General features: G+C 59.4%; 21 protein-coding genes. 20 read left to right on the forward strand and 1 reads right to left on the reverse strand.

The window, feature by feature from the left end; translation table 11 throughout:
* Positions 1-85: 85 nt before the first annotated feature.
* Entirely contained in the window at positions 86-1,978 is a 1,893-nt protein-coding gene (gene ftsH / locus DWY51_RS01415; protein WP_171021520.1) for an ATP-dependent zinc metalloprotease FtsH, read from the forward strand.
* An 81-nt stretch (positions 1,979-2,059) separates the two neighbouring features.
* Positions 2,060-2,515 carry a DUF523 domain-containing protein gene (locus DWY51_RS01420; protein ID WP_117769604.1) on the forward strand — a complete coding sequence of 152 codons (456 nt, stop codon included), beginning with the start codon at positions 2,060-2,062 and terminating at the stop codon, positions 2,513-2,515.
* Positions 2,516-2,563: 48 nt separating this feature from the next.
* On the opposite strand, the gene DWY51_RS01425 is transcribed toward DWY51_RS01420, so the two are convergent.
* On the reverse strand, positions 2,564-3,646 hold the full coding sequence (locus DWY51_RS01425) for an iron-containing alcohol dehydrogenase family protein (RefSeq protein ID WP_117769605.1): 1,083 nt from the start codon (positions 3,644-3,646) through the stop codon (positions 2,564-2,566).
* 510 nt (positions 3,647-4,156) lie between these two features.
* Here DWY51_RS01425 and ileS point away from each other — a divergent pair.
* From ileS to DWY51_RS01515, 18 genes are all read left to right on the forward strand, one after another.
* Positions 4,157-6,934, forward strand: coding sequence for an isoleucine--tRNA ligase (gene ileS / locus DWY51_RS01430; RefSeq protein WP_369831643.1), 2,778 nt, complete (start codon positions 4,157-4,159; stop codon positions 6,932-6,934).
* Positions 6,935-7,367: 433 nt separating this feature from the next.
* Positions 7,368-7,907: a signal peptidase II gene (gene lspA, locus DWY51_RS01435; protein WP_233504582.1), complete on the forward strand. Its 540-nt coding sequence runs from the start codon at positions 7,368-7,370 to the stop codon at positions 7,905-7,907.
* On the forward strand, positions 7,907-8,920 hold the full coding sequence (locus DWY51_RS01440; protein WP_117769608.1) for an RluA family pseudouridine synthase: 1,014 nt from the start codon (positions 7,907-7,909) through the stop codon (positions 8,918-8,920). Before lspA ends, DWY51_RS01440 begins: the two co-directional genes overlap by 1 nt.
* A gap of 82 nt (positions 8,921-9,002) precedes the next feature.
* Positions 9,003-10,298 (forward strand): glycosyltransferase family 2 protein, encoded by a 1,296-nt coding sequence (locus DWY51_RS01445; RefSeq protein WP_022094595.1) that lies wholly within the window; start codon positions 9,003-9,005, stop codon positions 10,296-10,298.
* Positions 10,299-10,366: 68 nt separating this feature from the next.
* The gene (locus DWY51_RS01450) at positions 10,367-10,789 is read left to right on the forward strand and encodes a prepilin peptidase (protein ID WP_117769609.1); all 423 of its coding nucleotides are present in this window, start codon (positions 10,367-10,369) and stop codon (positions 10,787-10,789) included.
* 31 nt (positions 10,790-10,820) lie between these two features.
* On the forward strand, positions 10,821-12,068 hold the full coding sequence (locus tag DWY51_RS01455) for a deoxyguanosinetriphosphate triphosphohydrolase family protein (RefSeq protein ID WP_117769610.1): 1,248 nt from the start codon (positions 10,821-10,823) through the stop codon (positions 12,066-12,068).
* A 61-nt stretch (positions 12,069-12,129) separates the two neighbouring features.
* Positions 12,130-13,479, forward strand: coding sequence for a replication-associated recombination protein A (locus DWY51_RS01460; RefSeq protein ID WP_199411340.1), 1,350 nt, complete (start codon positions 12,130-12,132; stop codon positions 13,477-13,479).
* A 95-nt stretch (positions 13,480-13,574) separates the two neighbouring features.
* Entirely contained in the window at positions 13,575-14,165 is a 591-nt protein-coding gene (locus DWY51_RS01465) for a hypothetical protein (protein ID WP_117769612.1), read from the forward strand.
* Entirely contained in the window at positions 14,158-14,535 is a 378-nt protein-coding gene (locus DWY51_RS01470; RefSeq protein WP_022094590.1) for a hypothetical protein, read from the forward strand. Before DWY51_RS01465 ends, DWY51_RS01470 begins: the two co-directional genes overlap by 8 nt.
* Position 14,536: 1 nt before the next feature.
* Positions 14,537-15,328, forward strand: a complete 792-nt coding sequence (locus tag DWY51_RS01475; protein WP_022094589.1) for an RNA polymerase sigma factor SigF — start codon at positions 14,537-14,539, stop codon at positions 15,326-15,328.
* Positions 15,325-16,734 carry an AI-2E family transporter gene (locus DWY51_RS01480; protein ID WP_117769613.1) on the forward strand — a complete coding sequence of 470 codons (1,410 nt, stop codon included), beginning with the start codon at positions 15,325-15,327 and terminating at the stop codon, positions 16,732-16,734. Before DWY51_RS01475 ends, DWY51_RS01480 begins: the two co-directional genes overlap by 4 nt.
* A gap of 152 nt (positions 16,735-16,886) precedes the next feature.
* Complete coding sequence (gene alaS, locus DWY51_RS01485; RefSeq protein ID WP_117769614.1) at positions 16,887-19,544, forward strand: alanine--tRNA ligase; 2,658 nt, start codon at positions 16,887-16,889, stop codon at positions 19,542-19,544.
* 17 nt (positions 19,545-19,561) lie between these two features.
* A complete protein-coding gene (ruvX, locus tag DWY51_RS01490) occupies positions 19,562-19,990 on the forward strand; it encodes a Holliday junction resolvase RuvX (protein WP_022094586.1) in 429 nt (142 codons plus the stop codon).
* The gene (mltG, locus tag DWY51_RS01495) at positions 19,983-21,416 is read left to right on the forward strand and encodes an endolytic transglycosylase MltG (protein ID WP_233504583.1); all 1,434 of its coding nucleotides are present in this window, start codon (positions 19,983-19,985) and stop codon (positions 21,414-21,416) included. The genes ruvX and mltG overlap by 8 nt, the downstream gene beginning before the upstream one ends.
* A gap of 1 nt (position 21,417) precedes the next feature.
* A complete protein-coding gene (locus tag DWY51_RS01500) occupies positions 21,418-21,915 on the forward strand; it encodes a YqeG family HAD IIIA-type phosphatase (RefSeq protein WP_117769616.1) in 498 nt (165 codons plus the stop codon).
* 8 nt (positions 21,916-21,923) lie between these two features.
* Positions 21,924-22,457, forward strand: a complete 534-nt coding sequence (locus tag DWY51_RS01505; protein ID WP_006233986.1) for a shikimate kinase — start codon at positions 21,924-21,926, stop codon at positions 22,455-22,457.
* A complete protein-coding gene (locus tag DWY51_RS01510; protein WP_117769617.1) occupies positions 22,454-23,563 on the forward strand; it encodes a hypothetical protein in 1,110 nt (369 codons plus the stop codon). The genes DWY51_RS01505 and DWY51_RS01510 overlap by 4 nt, the downstream gene beginning before the upstream one ends.
* 132 nt (positions 23,564-23,695) lie before the next feature.
* A complete protein-coding gene (locus tag DWY51_RS01515; RefSeq protein WP_117769618.1) occupies positions 23,696-24,826 on the forward strand; it encodes a Xaa-Pro peptidase family protein in 1,131 nt (376 codons plus the stop codon).
* Positions 24,827-24,910: the final 84 nt, after the last annotated feature.

Genomic DNA, 24,910 nt, shown 5'->3' on the forward strand with positions numbered 1-24,910 from the left:
CTTTCGTGCCCGGCGTCGGTTTATCGCCGGCCGGGTTGGGTATTCTAGTTAGCATTATCAACCCCAGTAGATGGAGTTCAAGCAGATGGAGATGGATGACAACAAGCGTAGACGGAATATGATCCTCTACGTGCTCATCGCCTTCGTCGTCTACCTCGTGCTCTCGACCGTTCTGTTCCCTAACATCGGTCACACGCAGCAGATTACGAAGACCGATTACTCGACGTTTGTCAAAGCGCTCGATAAGAAGAGTGTCGACAAGGTCGAGTACAACACGGACGATTACTCGATTTATTACACCAAGAAGGGCGAGGACGAGAACATCGCCTATAAGACGACCGGTGTGCCGAACGATGCGGGCTTTACCGATCGCGTGCTTGAGTCTGGCGCTTCGCTGGAGTCGGTCGTTCCCGATAAAAACTCGGGTTTGATGACCTACTACCTGCTCACGCTCATTCTTCCCATGGCGATTTTCTTCCTCATCGGTTGGTGGCTCAACCGCCGCATGAAGAAGGCTATGGGCGATGACGGCCCGTCGATGAACTTTGGCGGCGGCGGTTTTGGCGGCGGCGGACTGGGTAAGTCCGGCGCGCGCGTGATCGCCTCCAAGGACGTGGGCGTGACCTTTAAGGACGTCGCCGGCCAGGAAGAGGCCAAGGAGTCCCTCAAGGAGGTCGTCGACTTTCTGGAGAAGCCGCAGCGCTACGAGGAGATTGGCGCCAAGCTGCCGCGCGGTGCTCTCCTTGTTGGCCCTCCGGGTACCGGTAAGACCCTGCTAGCCAAGGCTGTTGCCGGCGAGGCTGGTGTTCCGTTCTTTAGCATTTCGGGTTCTGAGTTCGTCGAGATGTTCGTCGGCCGTGGCGCCGCCAAGGTGCGTGACCTTTTTAAGCAGGCCAAGGAAAAGGCCCCGTGCATCGTGTTTATCGACGAGATCGATACCATCGGTAAGAAGCGCGATGGCGGCGGTTTTAGCGGCAACGACGAGCGTGAGCAGACGCTCAATCAGTTGCTGACCGAGATGGATGGCTTCGATAACCACAAGGGTATCGTTGTCCTTGCCGCAACCAATCGCCCCGACAGTCTCGATCCGGCGCTGCTGCGCCCCGGTCGTTTTGACCGCCGCATCCCCGTCGAGTTGCCCGATCTGACCGGCCGTAAGAACATCCTTGAGCTTCACGCCAAGAGTGTGAAGACCGAGCCGCCGATTGACCTGACCGCGATTGCCCGCGCCACGCCCGGTGCCTCGGGCGCCGACCTGGCCAATATCATCAACGAGGGCGCCCTGCGCGCCGTTCGCGAGGGTCGCAAGCGTGCAACCCAGGACGACTTCGAGGAGTCGGTGGAGGTCGTCATTGCCGGCCAACAGCGTAAGTCCACGGTGCTTTCCGACCACGAGAAGCAGGTCGTTTCCTACCACGAGATCGGCCATGCTATCGTCGCTGCCCGCCAAAAGGGTTCCGCGCCGGTTACCAAGATCACCATCGTGCCGCGCACGAGCGGTGCTCTTGGCTATACCATGCAGGTCGAGGAGGACGAGCGCTTCCTGACGACACGCCAGGAGGTCTTGGACAAGCTCGCCGTCTACTGCGGCGGCCGTGCGGCCGAGGAACTCATCTTTGGCGAGATGACGACCGGTGCCGCCAACGATATCGAACAGGCCACCAAGCTTGCCCGTAATATGGTGACGCGCTTTGGTATGTCCGACGAGTTTGGCATGATGGCGCTCGGTACCGTGCAGAACGCGTATCTCAATCAGGACACGTCGCTCACCTGCGCCCCTGGTACGGCCGAGCGTGTGGACGCGATTGTCGCTAAGCTGATCGAGGACGCGCACGATCGCGCCCTGCAGATCCTCAAGGAAAACAAGTTCAAGCTCCATGAGCTGGCTCGTTATCTGTACAAGAAGGAGACCATCACGGGTGAGGAGTTCATGAACCTCCTCACGCGCGAGAATCCGCTGATGCCCAAGCAACAGTAAAGCCGCGGTCGAGCCAGTAAACGTCGACGCCCCATTTGAGCAGCTTTCTCAAATGGGGCGTTTTGCTTGAGAGGGATGGAAATGAAGATCGTGGTGAGTGCCTGTTTGATGGGCGAGAGCTGCAAGTATAATGGGCTCGACAACTATCATCGCGAGTTGGTCGAGGCCTGCGAGCGTACAGGGACCGAGGTCCTCTTGGTGTGCCCTGAGGTCTTTGGGGGCCTGCCCACGCCGCGCAAGCCGTCCGAGATTGTGAACGGCGAGGTCTGTACCTGCGAGGGCGTGTCCGTTGACCTGGAATTTCGCCTAGGCGCCCAACGTGCGCTCGACATGTGCGAGCAGGCGGGTGGGCCGGAAGAGATCGTCGCGTGCATCCTGCAGGACCGTAGTCCCTCGTGCGGCGCGAGCCTCATCTACGACGGAACATTCAGTGGCACCCTCACGGCGGGCAACGGCGTCTTCGTTGATTTACTGCTCCGCCACGGTTATCGCGTGATCCCGGTTAGCGAGTTCGACCCCAGCATGCTGGAGCAATAAAAAACCACCACAAGGGCACTGCTCCCTTGTGGTGGTTTTGGGCTAGACCTAGAGCGTGTGGCCGTAGGCGTTGGCGGCCTTGATGGCAGCGGCGAACTTCTTGTCGGTGAAGGGCTCCGGGTTGCCCTGCTTCCACTCGTTGGTGGCGTGTGCGTACTTGCACAGAGCAGGGATATCGGCCTCGGAAAGCCCGACCTGCTCAAGCGTCACGGGCAGGCCCATCTGCTTGTTAAAGGCGGCGTAGCGCTCAAGGTTCTCGGTGTCGCCCGTGTAGGCGAACAACACCAGCACGCCCAGGCTTACGACTTCGCCGTGCAGGTAGGTGCCCTCACGCGGAATGCTGCAGGTGGCGTTGTAGAACGCGTGCGCCACGCTCGAGTTGTAGTAGTAATCGTTCTGGTTGGTCAGGTTCGAGACATAGCCCGTGTTGACCACGATGTCGAGCGCGATCTGCTTGACGGCCTCGCTCGACAGATTCTGACGAACGTCCTCAAGACCCTGAACACCGTAGGTAAACAGCGGCTCGGAACAGGTGTGGGCAAGAGCCAGGCCAAGGCCGGCGGTGTGCTCCAGGTCGCCGGCGCTCGTGGCGTACTCGACTTCGGGCTGCTTGGACAGGGCGTCGCCCACGCCGGCCCAGAAGTACTCCGCCGGAGCCTCGGCGATGATCTTGGGATTGATGAAGATGTGCGCCGGTCGGTTGGGGTACGAATAGCCCTCGAGCGATCCATCGTCGTTGTAGACGACGGCAATGGCGGTCGCGGCGGAACAGTTAGAGCAAATCGTCGGCACCGTAAAGACAATCTTCTTGAGCTCGATTGCCGCTGTCTTGACGGTGTCGAGTGCCTTGCCGCCGCCACAGGCGATAAGCACGTCTGCCTGCTGGCAAGCGGGGGAGTTCACGACCTTGGCGATATTGGCGCGCGTACTGTTGGTGCCGTAGACGCGCGTCTCCAGAATCTCGACGTCGGTACCTTCAAGCGCCGCCTCGATGCCCGGCAGCGCCGCAGCTAGGGCTCGCTTGCCGCCAATGATGGCGACCTTGGTCGCTCCGTACTCTGCCAGTGCGGCGGGCAGCTCGGTAAAGCAATCCTCGCCGACGGTATAATCACTCATTCCAATCGTGCGCATGGCAACCTTCTTTCTTTCGATAAAGTGCTTTCAGGTATTTTGCTCCTAGAGAAGGTCCACAGCCGCGAGAAATTTCGAACGTATAAAACCAGTGTTGAGGGTTTTTCGCCGGCGCGGAACGTGCTAGCATACTCCGCATAAGCGTTGATGGGGACGAGTAGTCGGCCGTCCGCATGTTACAGAGAGCGGGGAGCGCTGAGAACCCGTGCATGCGACCGATGAAAATCACCCCGGAGCTGCGGTCCCAACGGACGCGTCGCACAGGCTCGTCTTAGTAGATATCGCCGAGATGGTCGTCGATACAGGCCAGCCGAGTAACGGATGCGAGCGCGCGAATACGCGGGCGAGGGCATCTAAGCTGGGTGGTTAAACGAAGAGCTTTTGCGGGCGTACAGTCCGTTTTGTGGCGCTTCGTCCCAGCTTGTAGGGACGGGCGCTTTTTTGGTGCCCAACGGGCGTGCGCGCCCACGACATGAAAGGGGTACCGTGGCAAACGAGTACAAGCAGACGATGAATCTGCCCAAGACCGGTTTTCCCATGCGTGCCGGTCTTTCCAAGTCCGAGCCCAAGCGACTCAAGGACTGGCAGGACAACAAGGTCTACGAGCAGGTTCTGAAGAAGAACGAGGGTCACAAGAAGTTCGTGCTGCACGACGGCCCTCCGTACGCCAACGGCCCGATCCACATCGGCCACGCCATGAACAAGATCTCCAAGGACATGATCAACCGTTACTGGATGATGCAGGGCTATGAGGTTCCCTATGTCCCCGGTTGGGACTGCCATGGCCAGCCGATCGAGCATAAGGTCGAGGAGAAGCTCGGCACCGAGAAGTTCAACCAGACCTCCACGGCTAAGATCCGCGAGCTTTGCAACAAGTTCGCTGTCGAGAACATCGAGCTGCAGAAGGCCGGCTTCCGTCGCCTGGGCGTGCTCGGCGATTGGGACAACCCCTATCTGACGCTCTATCACCAGCATGACGCCGCCGACATCGAGGTTTTCAAGGCCATGTTCGACAAGGGCATGATCTATCGCGGTCACAAGCCCGTCCACTGGTGCAAGCACTGCCATACCGCACTTGCTGAGGCCGAGATTGAGTACTCCGACGAGACGAGCCCGTCCATCTTCGTGCGCTTTGAGATGACCTCCAAGCCCGCCGGCCTCGAGAACTTCGACGGCCCGGTTGACTTTATCATCTGGACGACCACGCCGTGGACCATCCCCTCCGACCAGGCAGTTTCTCTCAAGCCCGGTGCCGCCTACGTCGCCGTTGAGCACGACGGCCGCGCCGAGGTCATGCTCGAGGACCTGGCTCCCAAGTGCTGCGAGGAGTTTGGCTGGGAGTACACCCCGGTTGTGGTCGACGGCAAGCCCTATGTGGTTCCCGCCGAGACCTTCCATCACATTCACTATAAGCAGCCGATCTTTGACGGTGTTGAGGGCGTGGCACTGTTGGCCGATTACGTCGGTGTCGATGACGGTACCGGTATCGTCCACAACTCGCCCGGTCACGGCGTCGACGACTACTTCGCCTGCCTCAAGGAGGGCATCACCGACATTTGCATGCCGGTCGATGACGACGGCAAGTTCTACACCGGCGAGGAGTTTGGCACCGGCGGCCCCTTCAGCGGCATGGATACCGACGAGGCCAACCCGCACATCATCGAGTTCCTGCGCGAGCGCGGCACCCTGGTCCTCGAGAAGAAGATCACGCACAGCTATCCGCACTGCTGGCGCTGCAAGCACCCGGTGCTCTTCCGTGCTACCGACCAGTGGTTCGTCTCGATGGACAAGACCGGTCTGCGCGAGCAGGCTGGCAAAGAGGTCCGCGAGAACGTCAAGTGGTATCCGGCTCACGCCGCCAACCGCATCGGCGCCATGGTCGAGCAGCGTCCCGACTGGTGCATCAGCCGTCAGCGCAACTGGGGCGTGCCTATCCCCAGCTACACTTGCGCCGACTGCGGCGAGAAGGTCATGAACGACGCCACGCTCGACGCCGTCATCAAGCTCTTCCACGAGAAGGGCTCCGACGCCTGGTTCACCGACGCTCCCGAGAGTTACCTGGGCGAGGCTTGCGTTTGCCCCAAGTGTGGCGGCCATCACCTCAAGGCTGATAAGGACATTCTCGACGTGTGGTGGGACTCCGGCGTGTCCTGGAAGGCCGTCTGCGAGTATCGACCCGAGCTTGAGTACCCGGCTGACGTGTATCTCGAGGGCTCCGACCAGCATCGCGGTTGGTTCCAGAGCTCGCTGCTCACCTCGGTGGGTGCCAACGGCCATGCTCCGTACAAGGCGGTCGTCTCGCAGGGCTTCACGCTCGATGGCCAGGGCCGCAAGATGTCCAAGTCGCTCGGCAACGTCATCGACCCCAACAAGGTCTGCGACGAGATGGGCGCTGACATCATCCGTCTGTGGGTTGCCTCCGTCGACACCAGCTCCGACGTCTCCATCGACCATGAGATTCTCGCTCGTACGTCCGATGCCTACCGTCGTTTCCGCAACACGCTGCGCTTCCTGCTCTCTGAGCTCGAGGGTCAGTTTGAGCCCGAGACCGACGGTGTCGCCTTTGCCGACTTGCTGCCGCTCGACAAGCTCATGGTTGCCCGCCTGACTCAGGTCCAGGCCGAGGTCGACGATGCTTACGCCAGCTACGAGTTCCCGCGCGCCTACCGTGCGCTCTACGACTTCGTGGTTACTGAGCTCTCCAACGTGTACCTCGACGCCCTGAAGGACCGTCTGTACTGCGACAAGCCCGGCTCGCTCGAGCGCCGCAGCGCCCAGACCGTGCTGGCCGAGCTCTTCTCGATGCTCATGCGCGACCTGCAGCCGATCCTGTCCTACACGGTCGACGAGGCCATGGCCTATGCGCCCGCCGGCTGCGTCGATCACCAGAAGTACGCCGCGCTACTCGATTGGTACAAGTCGCCCATCACGGTCGACGAGGCCAATGAGTTCGAGGGCGTGCTCGAGGCTTCGCTCGAGCTCCGTAGCGCCGTGACCAAGGCCCTTGAGGATGCCCGTTCTGCCGGCACCTTCACTAAGAGCCAGCAGGTCCGCGTCAAGGCGGTCGTTCCTGCCGAGATGTACGCGCTGCTGACCGGCGACAAGGCCGTCGACCTGGCTGAGTTCTACATCGTTTCCGATGTTGAGCTGACCCCGGGCGAGGAACTCTCCGTTGCCATCGAGGCAGCCGAGGGCGAGTGCTGCGACCGTTGCTGGAACTACCGCACCACCGTCGGCGAGTACAACGGCCACGCACATATTTGCAAGCGCTGCGCCGATGTTTTGTAGGTTACGGCGTTCGTAGAACGCCGTAACCTACCGACGCTGCAAACGCCCCTAAGCGGCAATCTGACGTTCAATCGTCGGTCGCGTACCAAAGTACGCTTCCCTCCTCTTTCACGTCACCTTGCTCGCTTAGGGACGTTTTCGCTGTTGGTGACGATAACGCGGCGTTTCCATTGCTGGAGCTAGAGGCTTTCTTTCGACTTGCGTTTTTAGTCGAAAGCTATTAAGCGACATTCCGTTATTCGGAATGTCGCTTTCGTTTTTAGCTGGTTATTTCGCTTGCGTTGGTGGATATGTCGTGCGTTCTGCGTATGGCAATATAAGATAGTTCTTTGTATTAAACGTAATTCGATGTTCTTGAGGGTAGGGGATTGATTTGGGTCGTGCTGGGGGTATGACGCCGCCTTTGCGTTGGCGGTTGGGTGTTGCTGGTGGTGTGGCACTGGTTGTGCTGCTCGTTGACCAGCTGACCAAGCTTGCGGTTCGTGCCGTGGGCGACGCTTTACATGTGACCGTCATCCCCGGTGTCATCGACTTTATTTTTGTCCGCAATATCGGTGCTGCCTTTAGCATGGGCGAGGGGCATGGCATCGCGTTTGCCGTGCTGGCGTTGGCGGTTATTATCGCTATCGCCGTGTACCTCGTTCGTGCATCCCAGCTCGCCCATCTTGAGGTTGTGGGCATGGCTATGGTCGCGGGCGGCGCTATCGGCAACGCGATCGATCGCCTTGTCTTTGGCTTCGTGACCGATTTTATTGCCACCACCTTCATCGACTTCCCCGTCTTTAACGTGGCCGATATCGGCATCACCTTAGGTGTCGTGCTTGCCCTCATCGGCTACATGTTCTTGAGCCCTGCGGCCCGCGAAGTCGATGCGACTGCCGAGCTCAATGCTCGTGATGAGGCCCGCGCCAAGCGCAAAGCCAAGCAGCGTGGGGAGCGTGCCCGCAAGATTCGTGAAAGGAATGAGCGTTAATGGCCGACATCCATATTCTTGTTGCCAACGATTGCTCTGGCCAGCGTCTTGACGCCTTTCTGGGTGCCAACGACGGCTGCCCCACGCGCTCTGCCTGCGCGCATCTGATCGAGGGCGGCGCCGTAATCGTGAACGGCGAGACCTGCCTATCAAAAAAATATGCTGTGCGCTCCGGTGACCGCATCTCGGTCGACCTGCCCGAGCCGCATGATCCCACTGATGTGATTCCCGAGGCCATCCCCCTCGATATCCGTTACGAGGACGACTACCTCATCGTGCTCTCCAAGCAGCGCGGCCTGGTGTGCCATCCCGCCCATGGCCACGAGAGCGGCACGCTTGCGAACGCTCTGGTCTACCACTGCGGCATTGACCATCTGGGTACCGTGCAGGGTGAGGACCGCCCCGGCATCGTGCATCGTTTAGATCGCGATACCTCGGGCCTCATGCTTGCGGCAAAAGACGACGACACGCAGCGCGCACTCCAAAATCTCATTCGCACGCGCACGCTCGATCGTCGCTATATCACGCTCGTTCACGGACATATCGCTATGGATGAGGGCACCATTAACACCGGCATTGCCCGTTCTACGCGTGACCGTGTCAAGATGGCGGTTTCGGACGATCCTTTCGCGCGCCAGGCCATTACGACCTTTAAGGTCCTCGAGCGCTTCGATTCCACGCGTTTTGACGACGGCTATACGCTCGTCGAGTGCCACCTGTTTACGGGCCGCACACATCAGATTCGCGTGCATATGCGCCATATCAACCACGCCTGCGTGGGCGATCCGCTCTACGGCAAGTGCGATGCACGCGCCGATCAGGGTCTGACCAGGCAATTCCTTCATTCCTGGCGTGTTGCATTCGACCATCCCGTGACGGGGGAGCGCATTGAGTGCCGCGACGAGCTGCCGTGGGATCTCGCCGCGGTTCTTGACGACCTGGCCCCGCGCTCGCTTGGCCGCACCGCTGCCGGCGACGAAATCGTTCCGCAGCTCGGTCTGCTCGAAGCCTAGCCAGTATTAGGTGGTTTCTTGAACTCGGTAAGCCTGCGGTAAGATATACGGTTGTTTACGTAACGCGTTCTCGGGAGCCTGCATGCTCGCCTTTTTACAAACCAACACACCCATCGTGATCTTCAACCAGATTGTTGTCACGCTGCTCACGGTCTGCTTTCTGTACCAGGTGGTCTTCTTTGTCATTGGCGCTCTTCGTGGCGAGGTCGCGCCTCCCAAGGCCAAAAAACTTCACCGCTATGCCTTCTTCATTGCTGCGCATAACGAGGAAGCCGTAATTGCCAATCTCGTACGCTCCATCAAGGACCAGGACTATCCGTCCGAGCTTATCGAGGTCTTTGTCGTTGCCGACGCCTGCACCGACAACACCGCGCAGCTCGCACGCGAGGCCGGTGCCATTGTTTACGAGCGCAATGACCTGGCCCGAAAGGGCAAGAGCTGGGTCATGGACTTTGGTTTCGATCGCATTCTCAACGAGTATCCCGACACGTTTGAGGGCTACTTTATCTTCGATGCCGATAACGTCATCTCCCGCGATTATGTCTCCAAGATGAACGATGCCTTTGACCAGGGCTTCCATGTGGTCACGAGCTATCGTAACTCCAAGAATTTTGGCAGCTCGTGGATCTCGGCAGCTAATGCTACTTGGTACCTGCGCGAGGCGCGCTTTCTCAATAACGCGCGCAACATCTGCAAGACTTCTTGCGCTGTCTCTGGTTCGGGCTACCTCATCTCCGCCAGCGTTATCGAGGGCATGCACGGTTGGCAGTTCCATACGCTGACCGAGGATATTCAGTTCACCACGTTCTGCGCCATTCACGGCATTCGCATCGGTTATGCGCCTGCGGAGTTCTTTGACGAGCAACCCGTGACGTTCAAGGCATCCTGGAAGCAGCGTATGCGCTGGACCAAGGGCTTTTACCAGGTGTTCTTTACCTACGGCAAACATCTGGTCAAGTCGACGTTCCGCTATCATCGATTTGCCGCCTACGACATGTTCATGACGATCGCCCCGGGTATGCTGCTATCGCTGATCTCGATGCTCGCTAATGCGACGTTCTTGATTGTGGGTGGCCTTTCGCATGGTTTCTTGGCTACCGAAGTCGAGATGCAGGCGTGCGCCGCTTCGCTCATTATGACCTTCGCCATGATGTATCAGACCTTCTTTATCCTGGCGCTGCTCACGACTATCTTTGAGTACAAGCACATTCACTGCGCGCAAAAGTGGCGTCTGGTGACTAACCTGTTTACCTTCCCGATCTTTATGTTCAGCTATATCCCCATCACGGTGGCCGCGTTGTTCCTGAAGGTCGACTGGGTGCCGACGCAGCACGCCGTCAACGTTACCCTTGACGAGGTCATGCAAGGCGCCAAATAACCACCACCAAAACCACCGCAAAGGTGTGGTGGTTTTTGCTTTTGCGATGCAGCTCGAGGAGGCGTCCGATGGTCTATATCCCGTTTTGGATTTGCATCTTTGCCGGCATGGCAATTGATGCCCGAGAGCGACGGTTTCCCAATGGGCTTGCCGGCGCATGTGCCGTGGCGGCGTTGGCGGGTGTTTTGCTCGACCTCGGTTTGAACACAGCGCTTGACCACGCGGGTCTTGCCGTCATTGTGTATCTTGCTCTCGTGCTGACTGAGTCCCTCTGGCGTCGTCTTCGCCAAATCCCGGGCATCGGCATGGGGGATGCCAAGGCGCTCTTCGCGCTTTGCACGCTCGACCCTATGGGTGGCATCGTTGCATTTGCCGTCGCACTCCTGGCCCTGGCCCTCTCCTGTCTCTTCACAAAATCGCGCTCCCTGCCATTGCTCCCGTTTTTAGTGCCGATTTTTGCCATAATCGAGGTCGTGGGCTGCACTTTGTAACCGATTGCGCATCCTTCTTAAGGAGCATGCCATGGCAACTATTCAAGAAACGGCCGTCATTAAGGCGCGCATGGACCGTATTCCCTCGGCGTTGTCGCCCGAACTTGTCGAGCGCATTGCCACCGATCGTGCTTCGGGCTATGTTAACCCGTATCGTTGCAACGACGATCAGGTCATTCGTCGTATTGATCGCGCTGCCGACAAAGGCACGCTTATGCGTCCGGCATTTATGCGCGATACCGAAAAGATTCTTCATCTTCCTGCGTACACGCGTTATGCAGGCAAAACGCAGGTCTTTAGCTTCCGTAGCAATGATGATCTGTCGCGCCGCGGTTTGCACGTGCAGCTTGTCTCGCGCATTGCGCGCGATATCGGTCGCGCCCTGGGGCTCAACTGCGATCTGATCGAGGCGATTGGCCTGGGCCACGACTTGGGACACACGCCCTTTGGCCATGCCGGTGAGCGATTCCTCAATGATATTTACCTCGAGCGCACGGGTCGTTACTTTTTCCATAACGTGCAGTCGGTCCGTGTGCTCGATGCGCTGTACGGCCGTAACGTGTCGCTTCAGACGCTCGATGGCGTGCTATGCCACAACGGCGAATATGAGCAGCGTGTGTTTGAGCTTTCGGACATGGGCTCCTTTGACCAGTTCGATCAGACGGTTGAGGACTGTATCGCCACGGGCTATAGCGCGATTGAGCACCTGCGTCCCATGACGCTCGAGGGCTGCGTGGTTCGCATCTCGGATATCCTTGCCTACGTTGGGCGCGATCGACAAGACGCCATTGCGGCAGGCCTTCTGTCGCCCGACGCTTTTGACGACGGTCGGGGCGGGGCCTATAACAGCTGGATCCTCACGCACGCTTCCATCGACATCGTTGAGCATAGCTACGGTAAACCGCGTATCGAGATGAGTGAGGACCTGTTTGAGGAGATCCGCCGGGCCAAGCGCGAGAACTACGAGAAGATCTACAGCAAGGGCGGTATCGAGGGCGATTCCGAGGCGGAGCTGCGTGAGGCATTCGAAAAGCTTTACGACCGTTGCCTGCAGGATATAAACGAAGGCGACGAGTCTTCGTATATCTTTAAGCACCACATTTCGCGCATTGAGCAGCAGCTTTCCTACTACGATCGCACCTATGCCTGGCAGGACGACAAGGATCAAGCCGTGGTGGATTATATCGCGAGTATGACGGACGGTTATTTCTGCGAGCTGACGAGTAAGCTGTTCCCTGGTTTAAAGTTTCCGCACCGTACCTATATTAACGAACGGTAGTTCGTATCCTTTCGGTATACTGGTTAGTTGAAAACGTTTTTGATTGATGCACGGGATGGCTATGGACGACCTTTTTTCTGCCTCGACGCGCGAGCGTTCCTTTAAAAATGCGCCGCTCGCGGTGCGCATGCGGCCCAATTCGCTCGACGAGTATGTGGGCCAGCAAAAGGCCGTCGGTAAGGGCTCGTGGTTGCGTGCCGCAATTGAGCACGACGTGCTGTCGAGTGTGATTCTGTACGGGCCGGCCGGTACGGGCAAGACGACGCTGGCACATATTATCGCCAACCATACCAAGAGTGAGTTTGTCGAAGTCAGCGCCGTGACGGGCACCGTAAAGGATCTTCGCCGCGTGATTGACGAGGCCAAGACGCGTCTGAATACGTACGACCGTCGCACCATCCTGTTTATCGACGAGATTCATCGCTTTTCGAAGTCACAACAGGATGCATTGCTGCATGCGGTTGAGAACCGTACCGTTATTATGATTGGCGCCACGACGGAGAATCCGTACTTCGAGGTCAACTCGGCATTGCTCTCGCGCGGTCGCGTGGTGGAGCTTGAGCATCTTAAAGACGAGGACATTGCCACGCTGATCGAGCGTGCACTCGAGGCTCCGCAGGGTTTGAACGGCAAGTTCTTGGTCGATGAGGATACGGTTAAGACCATCTGCACGCTGGCAGCGGGTGACGCTCGCTCGGCGCTCACGACGCTCGAACTGGCGAGCGAGATTGCCGTCACGCGTCCCGATACCGAGGGAACGCCGGCGCCGGCGGCGGGGGAGCGCTATCCCATCACCGTGGATGACGTAAAAATTGCCAACCCGCGTCGTGGCTTTTCGTACGACAAAAACGGCGACATGCACTACGACATTATCAGTGCGTTTATTAAGTCTATGCGCGGTAGCGACCCCGATGCCACGATCTATTGGCTCGCGCGCATGATTGATGCGGGTGAAGATCCCAAGTTTATCGCTCGCCGTATTATGATTCAGGCTTCTGAGGACGTTGGCAACGCCGATCCGCAGGCGCTTTTGGTGGCGCATGCCGCGTTTAAGTCTGCCGAGGTCATTGGCTATCCCGAGTGCCGTATTAACCTGGCTCAGGCTGCGCTCTATGTGTGCTTGGCTCCTAAATCCAACGCGTGTGAGGCTTCGATCGATGCGGCGCTGGCCGATATCCACTCTAGTGGGCTTCGCGAGGTGCCGAGTTATCTGCGCGATCGCCATCGCCCAGGCAGCGACGACTACGGTGTGTATAAATACCCGCACGATTATCCCGAAGGCTGGGTCGATCAGCGCTATTTGCCCGAAGGGCTGGAGCGTGGCGCGTTCTGGCAGCCTGCGGGCCGCGGCTGGGAAGAGTGGCGCGTAGAGCAAAGCGAACGCGACCGTAGCGGTAACGCGCCCAAGTAGGTCCTTGGCACCTCGCACATTCCCTTTGGGTATCTTCCCCCTTCTTTGGGGTACCATGAAAGGCGTCTGTATTTCGATTCCTTCGGGAGGCTTGTATGAGTCCCATTCAAATCGCCCTGCTGGTGCTTGCCTTTGCCGGCGTGTGGGCTATTGTTGAGCTCGCGCTTACCCTGCGCAAGACCCGCAACGTTGTCGACTCGCTCGATAAGACCGTGAACGACCTCAATAACACCATCGCCGAGGCGCAGCCGGTGGTGGCAAAACTCGACGGCGCTGTCGACGAGCTTACGCCGGCACTTGCCCAGATGGAGCCGCTGCTTAAGTCGAGTAAGACGGCAGTTGATGCCCTTACCTCCAACCTCGTAGAAGTCGAGGCGGTCGTCCGCGATATTTCCGAGGTCACCGGCAGCATGGCCGAGGCCAGCAATGCCGTGTCGAGTGTGACCGACTCCGCTGCCGGTGCCGTGCAGAAACTCTTTAACAAGGTGAAGACTCCCGCGGCCGACGCCGAGCGCAAGCTTTCCGCTGCCGAAGAAGCCGAGCAGCCGACCGAGCGTGTCCTGATTGGCGAAGCCGGGGACGATGTCGCTGCTGGTGACAATGATGCACAGAAGCCTGCTGCTAAAGCAGCCCAGTATTACACCTACACGCCCGCCGAGACCTCTGAGGAGTCCTGCGATGAGTAGCGAAGCAACCTGCCCCATCACGCTGACCGTTGCCGGCGACCCGCGTCTCGCTCGCCTTGTGCGCATGACGGCAGCCAACGTTGGTGCCCTGTGTTCCATGTCTGTCGATCGCATCGAGGACATCCGCATGGCTGCCGAGGAAGCCTTTATTTTTGGCTGCACGGCTGTTGATTCCGATGACATCTCAATCAAATTCGATGTCGATGAATCTCACGTTGGCATGACCTTTACCTTTGGCGATCAGGCCACTGTCGACGAGGATGACCAGGCTGCTGTTTATGCCGAGCTTATTTTGGCGAGCGTGTGCGACTCCTACGAAAAGACTGCGGCGCCCCTGACGCTTTCCCTCGACCTCAAGGCGGATATCTAATATGACCGAACGTTCCCGGAGCGGCAAGACCGCTTGGGACAAGGAGAAAACCCGCGAGCTGTTTCGTCGCTATAAGGAGACCGGTGATCCGGACGCCCGCGAGCAGCTCGTCATGTCCCATATGAACCTGGTAAGGTTTCTTGCCAACAAATTTAAGAATCGCGGCGAGCCGCTCGACGACCTGATGCAGGTTGGCTATCTGGGTCTGCTCAAGGCTATCGACCGCTTTGATCCCGAACGCGGACTTGAGTTCACCACGTTTGCGACGCCCACTATCTTGGGCGAGATCAAGCGTCACTTCCGTGACAAGGGCTGGAGTGTGCGCGTACCGCGTCGTCTGCAGGAGCTCTCGGCCAAGGTCAACCAGGCTACTGACAAACTTACCAACGAGCTACAGCGTTCGCCCAAGGTTGAGGAGATCGCTGAGTACCTGGACGTGACCGTCGACGAGGTCCTGGAGGCTATGGAATCGTCTTCGGCCTATACCTCGGTGCCCATTGAGGCTCCTGGTGCGTCCGATTCCGACGATGCGCCCTCGATTCTCGACCGCTACGCCGACGACGACAACGAGCTCGACTTTACCGATGACCGTCTGGTCATTGAAGAGGCCATCCGCGATTTCTCGCCGCGCGAGCGCGAAGTCATCGAGCTGCGCTTTGTAAAGGGCATGACCCAGATTGAGATCGCCAAGAAGCTGGGCATCTCGCAGGTGCAGGTCTCGCGCTTACTGCGCCGCACCCTCAAGAAGATTCAGGACAAGATCGACCCCGACGGAGTGATGATTCGTTCATGAGTGAGCACCCCCAACAAACCGATCGCGTGCTGCGCGACACCCGCGTTCTGACGCTGCGCATTTGGGCTGTTGTCGGCTGCATTGTTATTGCTGCTGTCATCTTTAACCTTATGGGCATCCTGGCACCGGTTATTGAGTTTCTTGCCGTTGGCTCCATCATTGCTTTTGTGATGTCCCCGATCACCAACTGGCTCGAGCACCATGGCGTGAATCGCGGCATCGGTTCGCTTATCGCGCTAATTGTTGTTGTTGCCGTGCTCGTCGGTGTCGTTTGCATCTTGTCGCCGATTCTCTTTGGTCAGATCATGGAAGTCCTGAGCCTCCTGCCCGAGCAGCTTCGTGTTGCGGGTGGCGACCTCAACGATATGATCTCGCATGCCAAGACGCTCAACAACACGCCGCTCAAGGAGTATTTGGACGACAACCTGTCGTCGCTGGTTGCCGTGGCATCGAAGTATGTGTCTCAGATCGCTGCCGAGCTTGGCCGCGGTGTGTTCCCGCTCATCACCAATACGGCCTCGCAGTTGTTCGTGATCTTCCTTGGTCTGGTGCTTGCGTACTGGATGGCCTGCGACTACCCTCGCATGCACCACGAGATTTGCACCATCATCGGTCAGGAGAAGGAGACCTCGTACCGCTTTATGGTCGCCATCCTTTCTCGCTCTGTCGGCGGCTACATGCGCGGTATGGTCGTGACGTCCATCTGCGGTGGTTTCCTCGCCTTTATCGGTTTTATGATCATCGGCCATCCGTATGCGGCGCTCATGGCTATCTTTACCGGCATCATGCATTTGGTTCCGGTCGTCGGTCCTTGGGTGAGCGCGGCAATCGCCACAGTGCTCGGTTTCATGTTCAGCCCCATGTTGGCGTTATGGACGCTCATCGTGACGATGGTCGCGCAAAACGTCACCGATAACGTGATTTCGCCTAAGGTTATGCAGAGCTCGGTGCAGGTGCATCCCATTATGAGCCTCACGGCGCTCGTTATTGGCTCGGCACTCATGGGCCCCATCGGCATGATTATTGCCATTCCACTGTGCGCGGCCCTCAAGGGTATCTTCGTGTACTACTTCGAGAACGAGACCGGTCGCCAGCTTGTGGCCTATGACGGCGCCGTGTTTAAGGGCACACCGTACCGCGATGCCGATGGCAACCCGGTCGCCGCCTATGACGCGCTCGGCGACGACACCTTCATCTATGAGTCCGAGCTCATCGGCAATGAGACTGCGCCCGAGGCCAAGGCCATGCCCAAGCCCGAGCTCGATAATCCCTGGATTAAACTCTCGAGCCTGCAGCCCGATGCCACGGGCTTCTTCAAGAACCCCTTCGCCAAGGACGATGACTCCAACTCGGACGACGACACCAAAACCGGCATCGACGGCTCCATGGACGATGACGACAACTAGCGGGGTAATTCGGGTTAACATTCATACGCGCTAACATGCAATTTCGCTGAAGGGCCGGCATTGTGCCGGCCCTCTTTTTTGCACATACGCGGCGGGATGGTAATATCGTTACGTTTGAACTGTTTCGATGTGAAACCGAGGAGATTCCCTCTATGAGTGCTGACTACCCGTCAATGACTACGGCCGAGATTCGCTCTAAGTTCCTCAACTTCTTTGAGGAGCGCGGTCTTAAGCTCTATCCTTCTTCGTCCCTCGTCCCCGACGATCCTTCTCTGCTGCTTGCCAACGCCGGCATGAACCAGTTTAAGGAGTACTACCAGGGCAAGAAGACCATGAAGGAGATCGGCGCGATCTCCTGCCAGAAGTGCGTCCGCACCAATGACATCGATTGCATCGGCGAGGACGGCCGTCATCTGTCGTTCTTCGAGATGCTTGGCGATTTCTCTTTTGGCGGCGTCTCCAAGGAGCAGGCTTGCGCTTGGGCCTTTGAGCTCATCACCAAGGAGTTCAAGCTGCCGCTCGACCGCCTGTACTTTACCGTCTTTACCGAGGACGACGAGACCCACGACGTGTGGCGTTCTCTGGGCGTTGCCGAGGACCACATCTCCCGCCTGGGCGAGGACGACAACTTCTGGGCCGCTGGCCCCACCGGTCCCTGCGGTCCGTGCTCCGAGATCTACTTTGACATGGGCGAGGAGGTCGGCTGCGGCAGCCCCGACTGCAAGCCTGGCTGCGACTGCGACCGCTTCCTTGAGTTCTGGAACCTCGTGTTTACCCAGTACGACCGCCAGGAGGACGGCTCCATGCCGGAGCTGCCGCACCGCAACCTCGATACGGGCATGGGCCTGGAGCGTATGGCCGCTATCATGCAGCACAAGACCGCTAACTACGACGGCGATCTGATGCAGCACCTCATCAAGCTGGGCGAGGAGATCAGCGGCAAGACCTATGACGCCGACGATTACTCCGGCGCCAGCCGTTCTCTTCGCATCATCGCCGACCACTCCCGTGCTGTCGACTTTATGATCTCGGACGGCATCCTTCCCGGTAACGAGGGTCGTGAGTACGTCCTTCGCCGCCTGCTCCGCCGCGCCGTTTTCCACGGTCGCCTGCTGGGCATCGAGGGTGCCTTCCTGACCAAGTTTATCGACGAGGTCAACGCTCAGATGGGCGAGGCCTATCCCGAATTGCTCAAGAACGTCGCGCTCGTCAAGGGTATCGTTGCCTCCGAGGAGGAGCGCTTCTCCACGACGCTCGACAACGGCCGCGTTTACCTGGACGAGGCTCTGGCCGCGCTTGCCGAGGGCGCTGTGCTTCCGGGCGATGTTGCCTTTAAGCTTCACGACACCTTTGGTTTCCCCATCGACCTGACCGTCGAGATCGCCGGCACCGCTGGCCACGACGTCGACATGGACGGCTTCACTGCCTGCATGGAGGACCAGAAGGCCCGCGCCCGCGCCAACGCCAAGGGCGATGCCTGGGGCAGCTTCAACGACGTGTGGGTCGAGCTTTCCGACAAGGTCGCTGCGACCGAGTTCGATGGCTATGACAACGACGTCATCGAGGGCGCCAAGGTTGTCGCCATCGTGCGCAACGGCGAGTCCGTCGAGTCCGCTGCCGCCGGCGAGGACGTCGAGGTCGTGCTCGACCGCACCCCGTTCTATGCCGAGATGGGTGGTCAGCAGGGCGATGCCGGCAAGCTTTCCGCCGAGGGCGTTGTTCTGACCGTTGCCGACACCAAGAACCACAACGGCCTGTATGCCCACGTCGCGCACGTTGCCGATGGCACGCTGACTGTCGGTGCCGCTGTTACCGCCGCGCTCGACGCCGAGCGCCGTGGCTTCCTGCGCCGCAATCACACCGCCACGCACCTGCTCGACGCTGCCCTTAAGCAGGTCCTGGGCGAGCACGTCTCCCAGGCCGGCTCGCTGGTGACGCCCGAGCACCTGCGCTTTGACTTTACGCACTTCGAGGCCCTTTCCTCCGAGCAGCTCAAGGCTGTAGAGGACCTGGTCAACCAGCAGATCTTCGCCTCCAAGCCGGTCGTGACCCGTGTTATGGGCATCGACGAGGCTAAGGCTGCCGGCGCTGTCGCTCTGTTTGGAGAGAAGTACGGCGATGTCGTCCGCGTCGTCTCCGTGGGCGCCGAGGACCAGCCGTTTTCTCGCGAGCTCTGCGGTGGCACGCACGCTGCCAATACCGCCGAGATCGGCCTGTTCAAGATTATTTCCGAGTCCTCTACGGGCTCGAACGTCCGCCGTATCGAGGCCGTGACCTCTAAGGGTGCTCTCGACTATATGGCCGACCGCCTGGCGCTCGTTGACGCCGCCGCCGCTGCGCTCAAGTGCCGCGTCGACGAGGTTCCCGCTCGCGTGGAGAACCTGCAGGCCGAGCTGCGCGAGACGTCCAACAAGCTCAAGAAGGCGCTGACCGGTGGCTCCTCCGACGCCATCTCCAGCGCCATCGAGGGCGCCGTCGAGCTCGATGGCTACAAGCTCGTCGTCGCCGAGCTGCAGGGCCTTGAGGCTGCCGACCTGCGCAACGTATGGGATACCGTGCACCAGAAGGTCGCCGGCCCTGTCGCCTGCGTCGTCGCGAGCGTGACCGAGAAGGGCACCCCGGCCCTGCTCGCCGCTGGTTCCGATGACGCCGTCAAGGCCGGTTTCCACGCCGGCAATGTGATCAAGCAGATCGCGGGCCTGGTCGACGGTCGCGGTGGCGGCCGTCCCAACATGGCCCAGGCCGGTGGCAAGAACGCCGCCGGTATCGCCGATGCCCTCGCGGCCGCCAAGACCGCGCTCGGCGCCTAAGAATCTAAGAAGTCACTGTGGTCGCGCTTGCGTTGGACATAGGGGAGACCAGGATTGGCATCGCCGTCTCGAGCCGTGATGGCAAGATGGCGATGCCCGTCAAGGTGCTCCCGGCCGCCGAGGTCACCGGTATGGCCAAGACGTTCCGCTACCTGGTCGAGGACTATGAGCCCGACATCCTGGTAAGCGGACGTCCCCTGACCATGGCCGGTGAGCCCGGCCCTCAGGCCGAGCGCGTTGCCGCTGTGGCGCAAAAGATTGCCGACGAGCTCGATCTTCCGCTGGAGTTTGAGGACGAGCGTCTGTCCTCGCAAGAGGCCAAGCGTATCCTGCGCGAGCAGGGACTCAACGAAAAGCAGATGAGGGGCAAGATCGACATGATTGCCGCCAGCCTGTTTTTGCAGACGTGGCTCGATCGTAAAAACGAGGAGGTCCAGCATGCCTAGTGCTTCCGATCCGCGCCAGCCGAATCGTACACGTCAGCCGGAGTCGCGCCCTGCCCAGCCTGGCCAGCGTCCGGCACAGCCGACGCAGCGCGCAGCTCAGCCTGCCGCGCGCCCGGTGCAGTCCTTCTCTCGTTCGGCCCAACCTGTTCAACGGACGGGTCAGCAGCCTTCTGCTCGTTCGGTTCAGCATCCGGCTTCTCATGCGGCTCAGCAGCCTTCTGCTCGTACGGCCCAGCCTGCAGGCGGCACCCGCTTTAAGCAGCAGGTACCTACCCAGCGAACGCAGACCCCCCAATCGCATTCGCATCACGCTCGCGGTTCGCATGGCGTTGCTCCGGCGACCCGTTCGAGCTACAACACGCATGCTCGTCGCGGTGCTCAAAAGAAGAGTTCTCCGGTTCCCATGATCATCGGCATTGTGGTGGCGGTGCTCGCGCTTGCTGCGATTGCTTTCTTTGTCGTGCCGGCCGTCAAGGGCTTCTTTGCCGGTGAGGATACGAAGGTCACGGCTGGTCAGCAGGTTACGGTGACCATTCCCGACGGTGCATCGGGCGATACGATCGCTTCGATTCTCTCCGAGAACCATATCGTCGAGAATCCAAAGGATTACTATGCGGCGGTGAAAAAGCTCAACGCCGATATGTCGCTCAAGCCTGGTACTTATTCGTTCACCACACTCATGGATGCGACCAAGGTTGTTCAGCAGCTCATGGAAGGCCCCAACGCGGGCTCCAATGCGCTGACTATCCCTGAGGGCCTAACGGTCGATCAAGTTGCCGACCGTGTGGCCCAGGCCTACGGCGGCATCTCTAAGGAAGACTTCCTCAACCAGGCCAAGGCCTCCAACTACGTGGACGACTATAGCTTCCTTAAGGGCGCCGCCAACGACTCGCTTGAGGGTTTCTTGTTCCCCAAGACCTATTCGTTGGGTGATTCGCCGACGGCCGATGACGTGATTCGCGCTATGCTCGATCAGTTTAAGACCGAGTACAAGTCGCTTGACTTTGCGAGCTGCGAAGCCAAGATCAAGGAGCGCTACGGTGTGGAGATGTCCGACTACGACATCGTCAACTTGGCCTCTATCGTTGAGCGCGAGGGCCTCAACGCCGATCAACGTGCGCACGTGGCCTCGGTCTTCTACAACCGCCTTGCCGGCAAGCTCGACGGTCTGCGCTATCTCAACAGCGATGCGACCATGATGTATGTCACCGGTGGCGAGGTTACCGCCGACGACCTGCAGAGCGATAGCCCGTATAACACCTATAAGCATGAGGGCCTGCCGCCCACGCCCATCTGCTCTCCGTCGCTCGAGGCACTCAAGGCCACGCTTGAGCCGACCGACTCCGATGACCTGTATTTCTACATTACGCAGGACGAGGAGTACTTCTCGCAAACCTACGAAGAGCATCAACAGTCTTGGAATTAGCATGAGGATTTTTAGCCCCAAACGATACGTTGCCTCGGTCGATCGCATCGACCTTGATACCCTGTGGGCCGACGGCAAACGCGCCATTCTGCTCGATCGCGATAACACCCTGGTGCCGCGCGACACCGAGCAGGTTCCCGCCGCGGTTTCCGCTTGGCTCGATGCCGCCCGCGCCAAAGGCTTTAAGCTGTGCATGGTGTCCAACAACTGGCATCGCGACCAGGTCATGAGCTCTGCACGCGAGCTGGGACTCGAGGCCATCAGCCACGCCATGAAGCCGGCGCCGTTTGCCCTCAAGGCGGGTCTTAAGCGCCTCGGCGCCACGGCCGACGAGGCGGTGCTGATCGGTGATCAGCTCTACACGGACGTGTGGAGCGGCAACTTCGCCGGCGTCGATACCATCTTGGTAAAGCCGCAGGCGACGCAGGACCTGTGGTATACGCAGATCTTCCGTATCTTTGAGCGCCGGGCCCTGCGCGACCTTCCCTGCGAGGATTAGGTCTCGCTATGTCCCAGCACACCAAACACGGCTGCGACCATATCTTCTTTATCGGCTTTTTGGGCGCGGGCAAATCGACGCTCGCGCGCAACGTCGGCACTATGTTTAAGCGGCGTTTTATCGATACCGACCGCCTGGTCGTGCGCCGTTGCGGCAAGTCGGTAACCGAGATTTTTGAGACCGAGGGCGAGGATCGTTTTCGCGAGCTCGAGACCTCGGCGCTCCGTTCGCTCCAAAGCGAGCGCAGCCTGTTGGTTTCGTGCGGGGGCGGTATCGTCGAGACGCCGGTGAATATTGAGCTGATGCACGAAATGGGTACGTGCGTGTACCTCGAGGGCGACTTCGAGGATTCGATTCGCCAGATTCGTCGGTCCGACACGCGCCCCGATTTCCGCTCGCCCGAGCATGCTGCGCGCCTGTTTGAGCATCGCCGTCCGCTGTATCGCCAGGCCGCTGACCTTACCCTTGATATTCGCAACAAGTCCTTCGAGGACGTTTCCTACCTTTGTGCCGAGATGCTTTTGGAGCGTGGACTGCTATGATTCGCCGTCAACTGATCAATTTCCAAAACCGCAGCGTCGATGTCCGCGTCGGATTGGGCGCGTTCGAGGAGCTACCGCGCATGTTTGCCTCTGCTGTGGGCAAGCCTAAGCGCGCGATGGTGGTTTGGGACGACGCCACATCCGAGCGTTTTGGTGAGGTCGTCGAGCATGCTCTGGTCGACGCCGGTTTTGCCGTGTCGCTGCTAGTCCTCGAGGTTTCGCCTGCTGGTGCCACGCTGGCCGATGCCGATGCTATCTTTGGCGCCCTGTCTGTCAACGGCATTACCTGCGACGATCTGGTTGTCGCCGTTGGCGATGTCGCAACCTGCTCGGTTGTTAGCTGGTGCGCCAACCAGTGGTGCGGTCGCACCGAGTGCGCGCTGCTGCCGACGACGTTCGACGCCATGCTCACGGTCGCGACGACCATGAAGCCGCTCGTCGCCTCGTCGGCCAATGCGCTTCCCGCTATCGCGTTTCGTCCCGAACCGGGCTTGGTCGTTTGTGACCTCGACCTTGTTCGCGAGACGGACCCCGAGGACCTCAAGCTCGGCTTTGTGGTACTTGTTGGCACCATGCTTTCGAGCAGTAAGTCCCGCTGGAATCAGTTTATTGAGACCGTCCCCGAGATTCTCTCGGGCGAGGAAGTCGCGCTCGTCAATGCTGTTCAATGGTCTCAGACTGCCCGCAAGGACGTACTGATGGCCACGAACCCGAGCGCCCGCCATGCGCTCGATTTTGGCAAGACGGGGGAGCGTACCCTGCGCGCTTGCTTGGGCGATGCCGCCTCGCAGGTCCCTGCCTACCAGCTGTTGTCCGAGGGCATGCGCTTTGAGGCGCGCCTAGCACATGATGCCTGCGACTTCGATATCGATTACGTCTTTGAGGTCGATGACTGCTTGGAGGACTTTGGTATCGAGGAACTTGCCTTCGATCTGGAGCCTGCCGCATATATCGAGGAGTTCCGTAGGCAGCAGTTCGCGCGCTCAAACCGCAGCATGCTGCCGCTGCCCGCGGCACTCGGCGCCATTCGCCTAACGAACGTTGAGGACGAGGTTCTTGAGCGCCATGCTCACGCTTACTTGGCTTCTCGCAAAGAACTTCTCTAAGATTTATTGACTTCCATCGTCTTTCGTATCATGTTGAGGGGCGGGTTTCCAATCGGTTGCGGATCGCATGCGATTCCGTCGTTCGGTTGAGACCCGTCCCGTCTATATAGAGACAACAAGAAAGGAATCTGCATGTCTGAGTTTGCTGCCGGTCCTGCCGGTCGTATCGAGCGTGTCCGTGCCCTGATGGTCGAGCGTGGCTACGACGCCATCGTGGTGCGCGACGAGGCCAACCTTCGTTGGCTTACGGGTGTGAAGGGCGTCTTCGACTACACCTTCGAGTTCCCGCACGCTGCGTTTATTACGGCCGACCAGTGCCTGTTCCATACCGACTCGCGCTACCTCAACAGCTTTGAGGAGAACACGCCCGCCGGCAGCCCTTGGGTCTACGACATGGATGAGGGCACCATCCCCGGTTGGGTCGCCGGCAAGATCGCGGCCAACAAATGCCGCGTCTGCGCTGTCGAGGACGATATGCAGATTAATTTCTACCAGGGTATTCAGCGCGGCCTGGAGGACCGCTCCGTCGCCTGTATGTTGCCGCTGATGCACGACGACATCCGCAAGATGCGCGCCATCAAGGACGCCGAGGAGATCGAGCTCATGCGCCATGCGCAGTCGATCACCGATGCCGCCTTCCAGCACATGCTCGGCTTTATTAAGCCCGGTATGACCGAGAAGCAGGTACGCAACGAGCTCGAGAACTTTATGTTCGCCAACGGTGCCGACAGCCTGGCCTTCGGTTCCATCGTCGCGAGCGGCCCCAACACCGCCAACCCGCATGCCGTCCCGAGCGACCGCGTGATCGAGAAGGGCGACTTTGTCCTGATGGACTACGGCGCGGGATACTGCGACTACCGCTCCGACATGACTCGTACCGTCGTGATGGGCGAGCCCACCCAGGAGCAGCTCGACCTGTACGCGCTCGTGCGCCGTACGCACGAGGAGTGCGTCGCCGCCATCCATCCGGGCGTCGAGGGCAACGACATCTTCAAGCTCTCCAAGAAGATCATCGGCGATGCCGGCTATGGCGATTACTATAACCATGGCCTGGGCCACGGTGTCGGTATCGATATCCACGAGCTGCCCAACTTCAACCGCAGCAAGAACACCATCGAGGTCGGCTCGGTTATCACCATGGAGCCCGGCGTCTACCTGCCCGGCGTGGGCGGCGTGCGCCTGGAGGACTATGGCGTGGTCACCGAGAACGGCTACGAGCCCTTCACCAAGACCCCGCACGACCTGCACGTTATCGACTGCTAGTCTACTTCGGTAGATAGTTTGGGGCGGGGCGTCCGGATCGATTCGGACGCCCCGCGTTCTCTTTTTATGCGCTCGCCGCAGGCG

It is taken from the genome of Collinsella sp. AF25-2LB (assembly GCF_003458415.1).
Lineage (GTDB): Bacteria > Actinomycetota > Coriobacteriia > Coriobacteriales > Coriobacteriaceae > Collinsella.

Coding starts and splice junctions, on each gene's coding strand:
- DWY51_RS01425 (WP_117769605.1), bottom strand. CDS start 3,646: ATGCGCACGATTGGAATGAGTGATTATACCGTCGGCGAGGATTGCTTT.
- DWY51_RS01515 (WP_117769618.1), top strand. CDS start 23,696: ATGTCTGAGTTTGCTGCCGGTCCTGCCGGTCGTATCGAGCGTGTCCGT.
- DWY51_RS01450 (WP_117769609.1), top strand. CDS start 10,367: ATGGTCTATATCCCGTTTTGGATTTGCATCTTTGCCGGCATGGCAATT.
- DWY51_RS01445 (WP_022094595.1), top strand. CDS start 9,003: ATGCTCGCCTTTTTACAAACCAACACACCCATCGTGATCTTCAACCAG.
- alaS (WP_117769614.1), top strand. CDS start 16,887: ATGAGTGCTGACTACCCGTCAATGACTACGGCCGAGATTCGCTCTAAG.
- DWY51_RS01420 (WP_117769604.1), top strand. CDS start 2,060: ATGAAGATCGTGGTGAGTGCCTGTTTGATGGGCGAGAGCTGCAAGTAT.
- DWY51_RS01480 (WP_117769613.1), top strand. CDS start 15,325: ATGAGTGAGCACCCCCAACAAACCGATCGCGTGCTGCGCGACACCCGC.
- mltG (WP_233504583.1), top strand. CDS start 19,983: ATGCCTAGTGCTTCCGATCCGCGCCAGCCGAATCGTACACGTCAGCCG.
- DWY51_RS01440 (WP_117769608.1), top strand. CDS start 7,907: ATGGCCGACATCCATATTCTTGTTGCCAACGATTGCTCTGGCCAGCGT.
- DWY51_RS01465 (WP_117769612.1), top strand. CDS start 13,575: ATGAGTCCCATTCAAATCGCCCTGCTGGTGCTTGCCTTTGCCGGCGTG.
- DWY51_RS01460 (WP_199411340.1), top strand. CDS start 12,130: ATGGACGACCTTTTTTCTGCCTCGACGCGCGAGCGTTCCTTTAAAAAT.
- DWY51_RS01470 (WP_022094590.1), top strand. CDS start 14,158: ATGAGTAGCGAAGCAACCTGCCCCATCACGCTGACCGTTGCCGGCGAC.
- DWY51_RS01505 (WP_006233986.1), top strand. CDS start 21,924: ATGTCCCAGCACACCAAACACGGCTGCGACCATATCTTCTTTATCGGC.
- ileS (WP_369831643.1), top strand. CDS start 4,157: ATGAATCTGCCCAAGACCGGTTTTCCCATGCGTGCCGGTCTTTCCAAG.
- DWY51_RS01510 (WP_117769617.1), top strand. CDS start 22,454: ATGATTCGCCGTCAACTGATCAATTTCCAAAACCGCAGCGTCGATGTC.
- DWY51_RS01500 (WP_117769616.1), top strand. CDS start 21,418: ATGAGGATTTTTAGCCCCAAACGATACGTTGCCTCGGTCGATCGCATC.
- ftsH (WP_171021520.1), top strand. CDS start 86: ATGGAGATGGATGACAACAAGCGTAGACGGAATATGATCCTCTACGTG.
- DWY51_RS01455 (WP_117769610.1), top strand. CDS start 10,821: ATGGCAACTATTCAAGAAACGGCCGTCATTAAGGCGCGCATGGACCGT.
- DWY51_RS01475 (WP_022094589.1), top strand. CDS start 14,537: ATGACCGAACGTTCCCGGAGCGGCAAGACCGCTTGGGACAAGGAGAAA.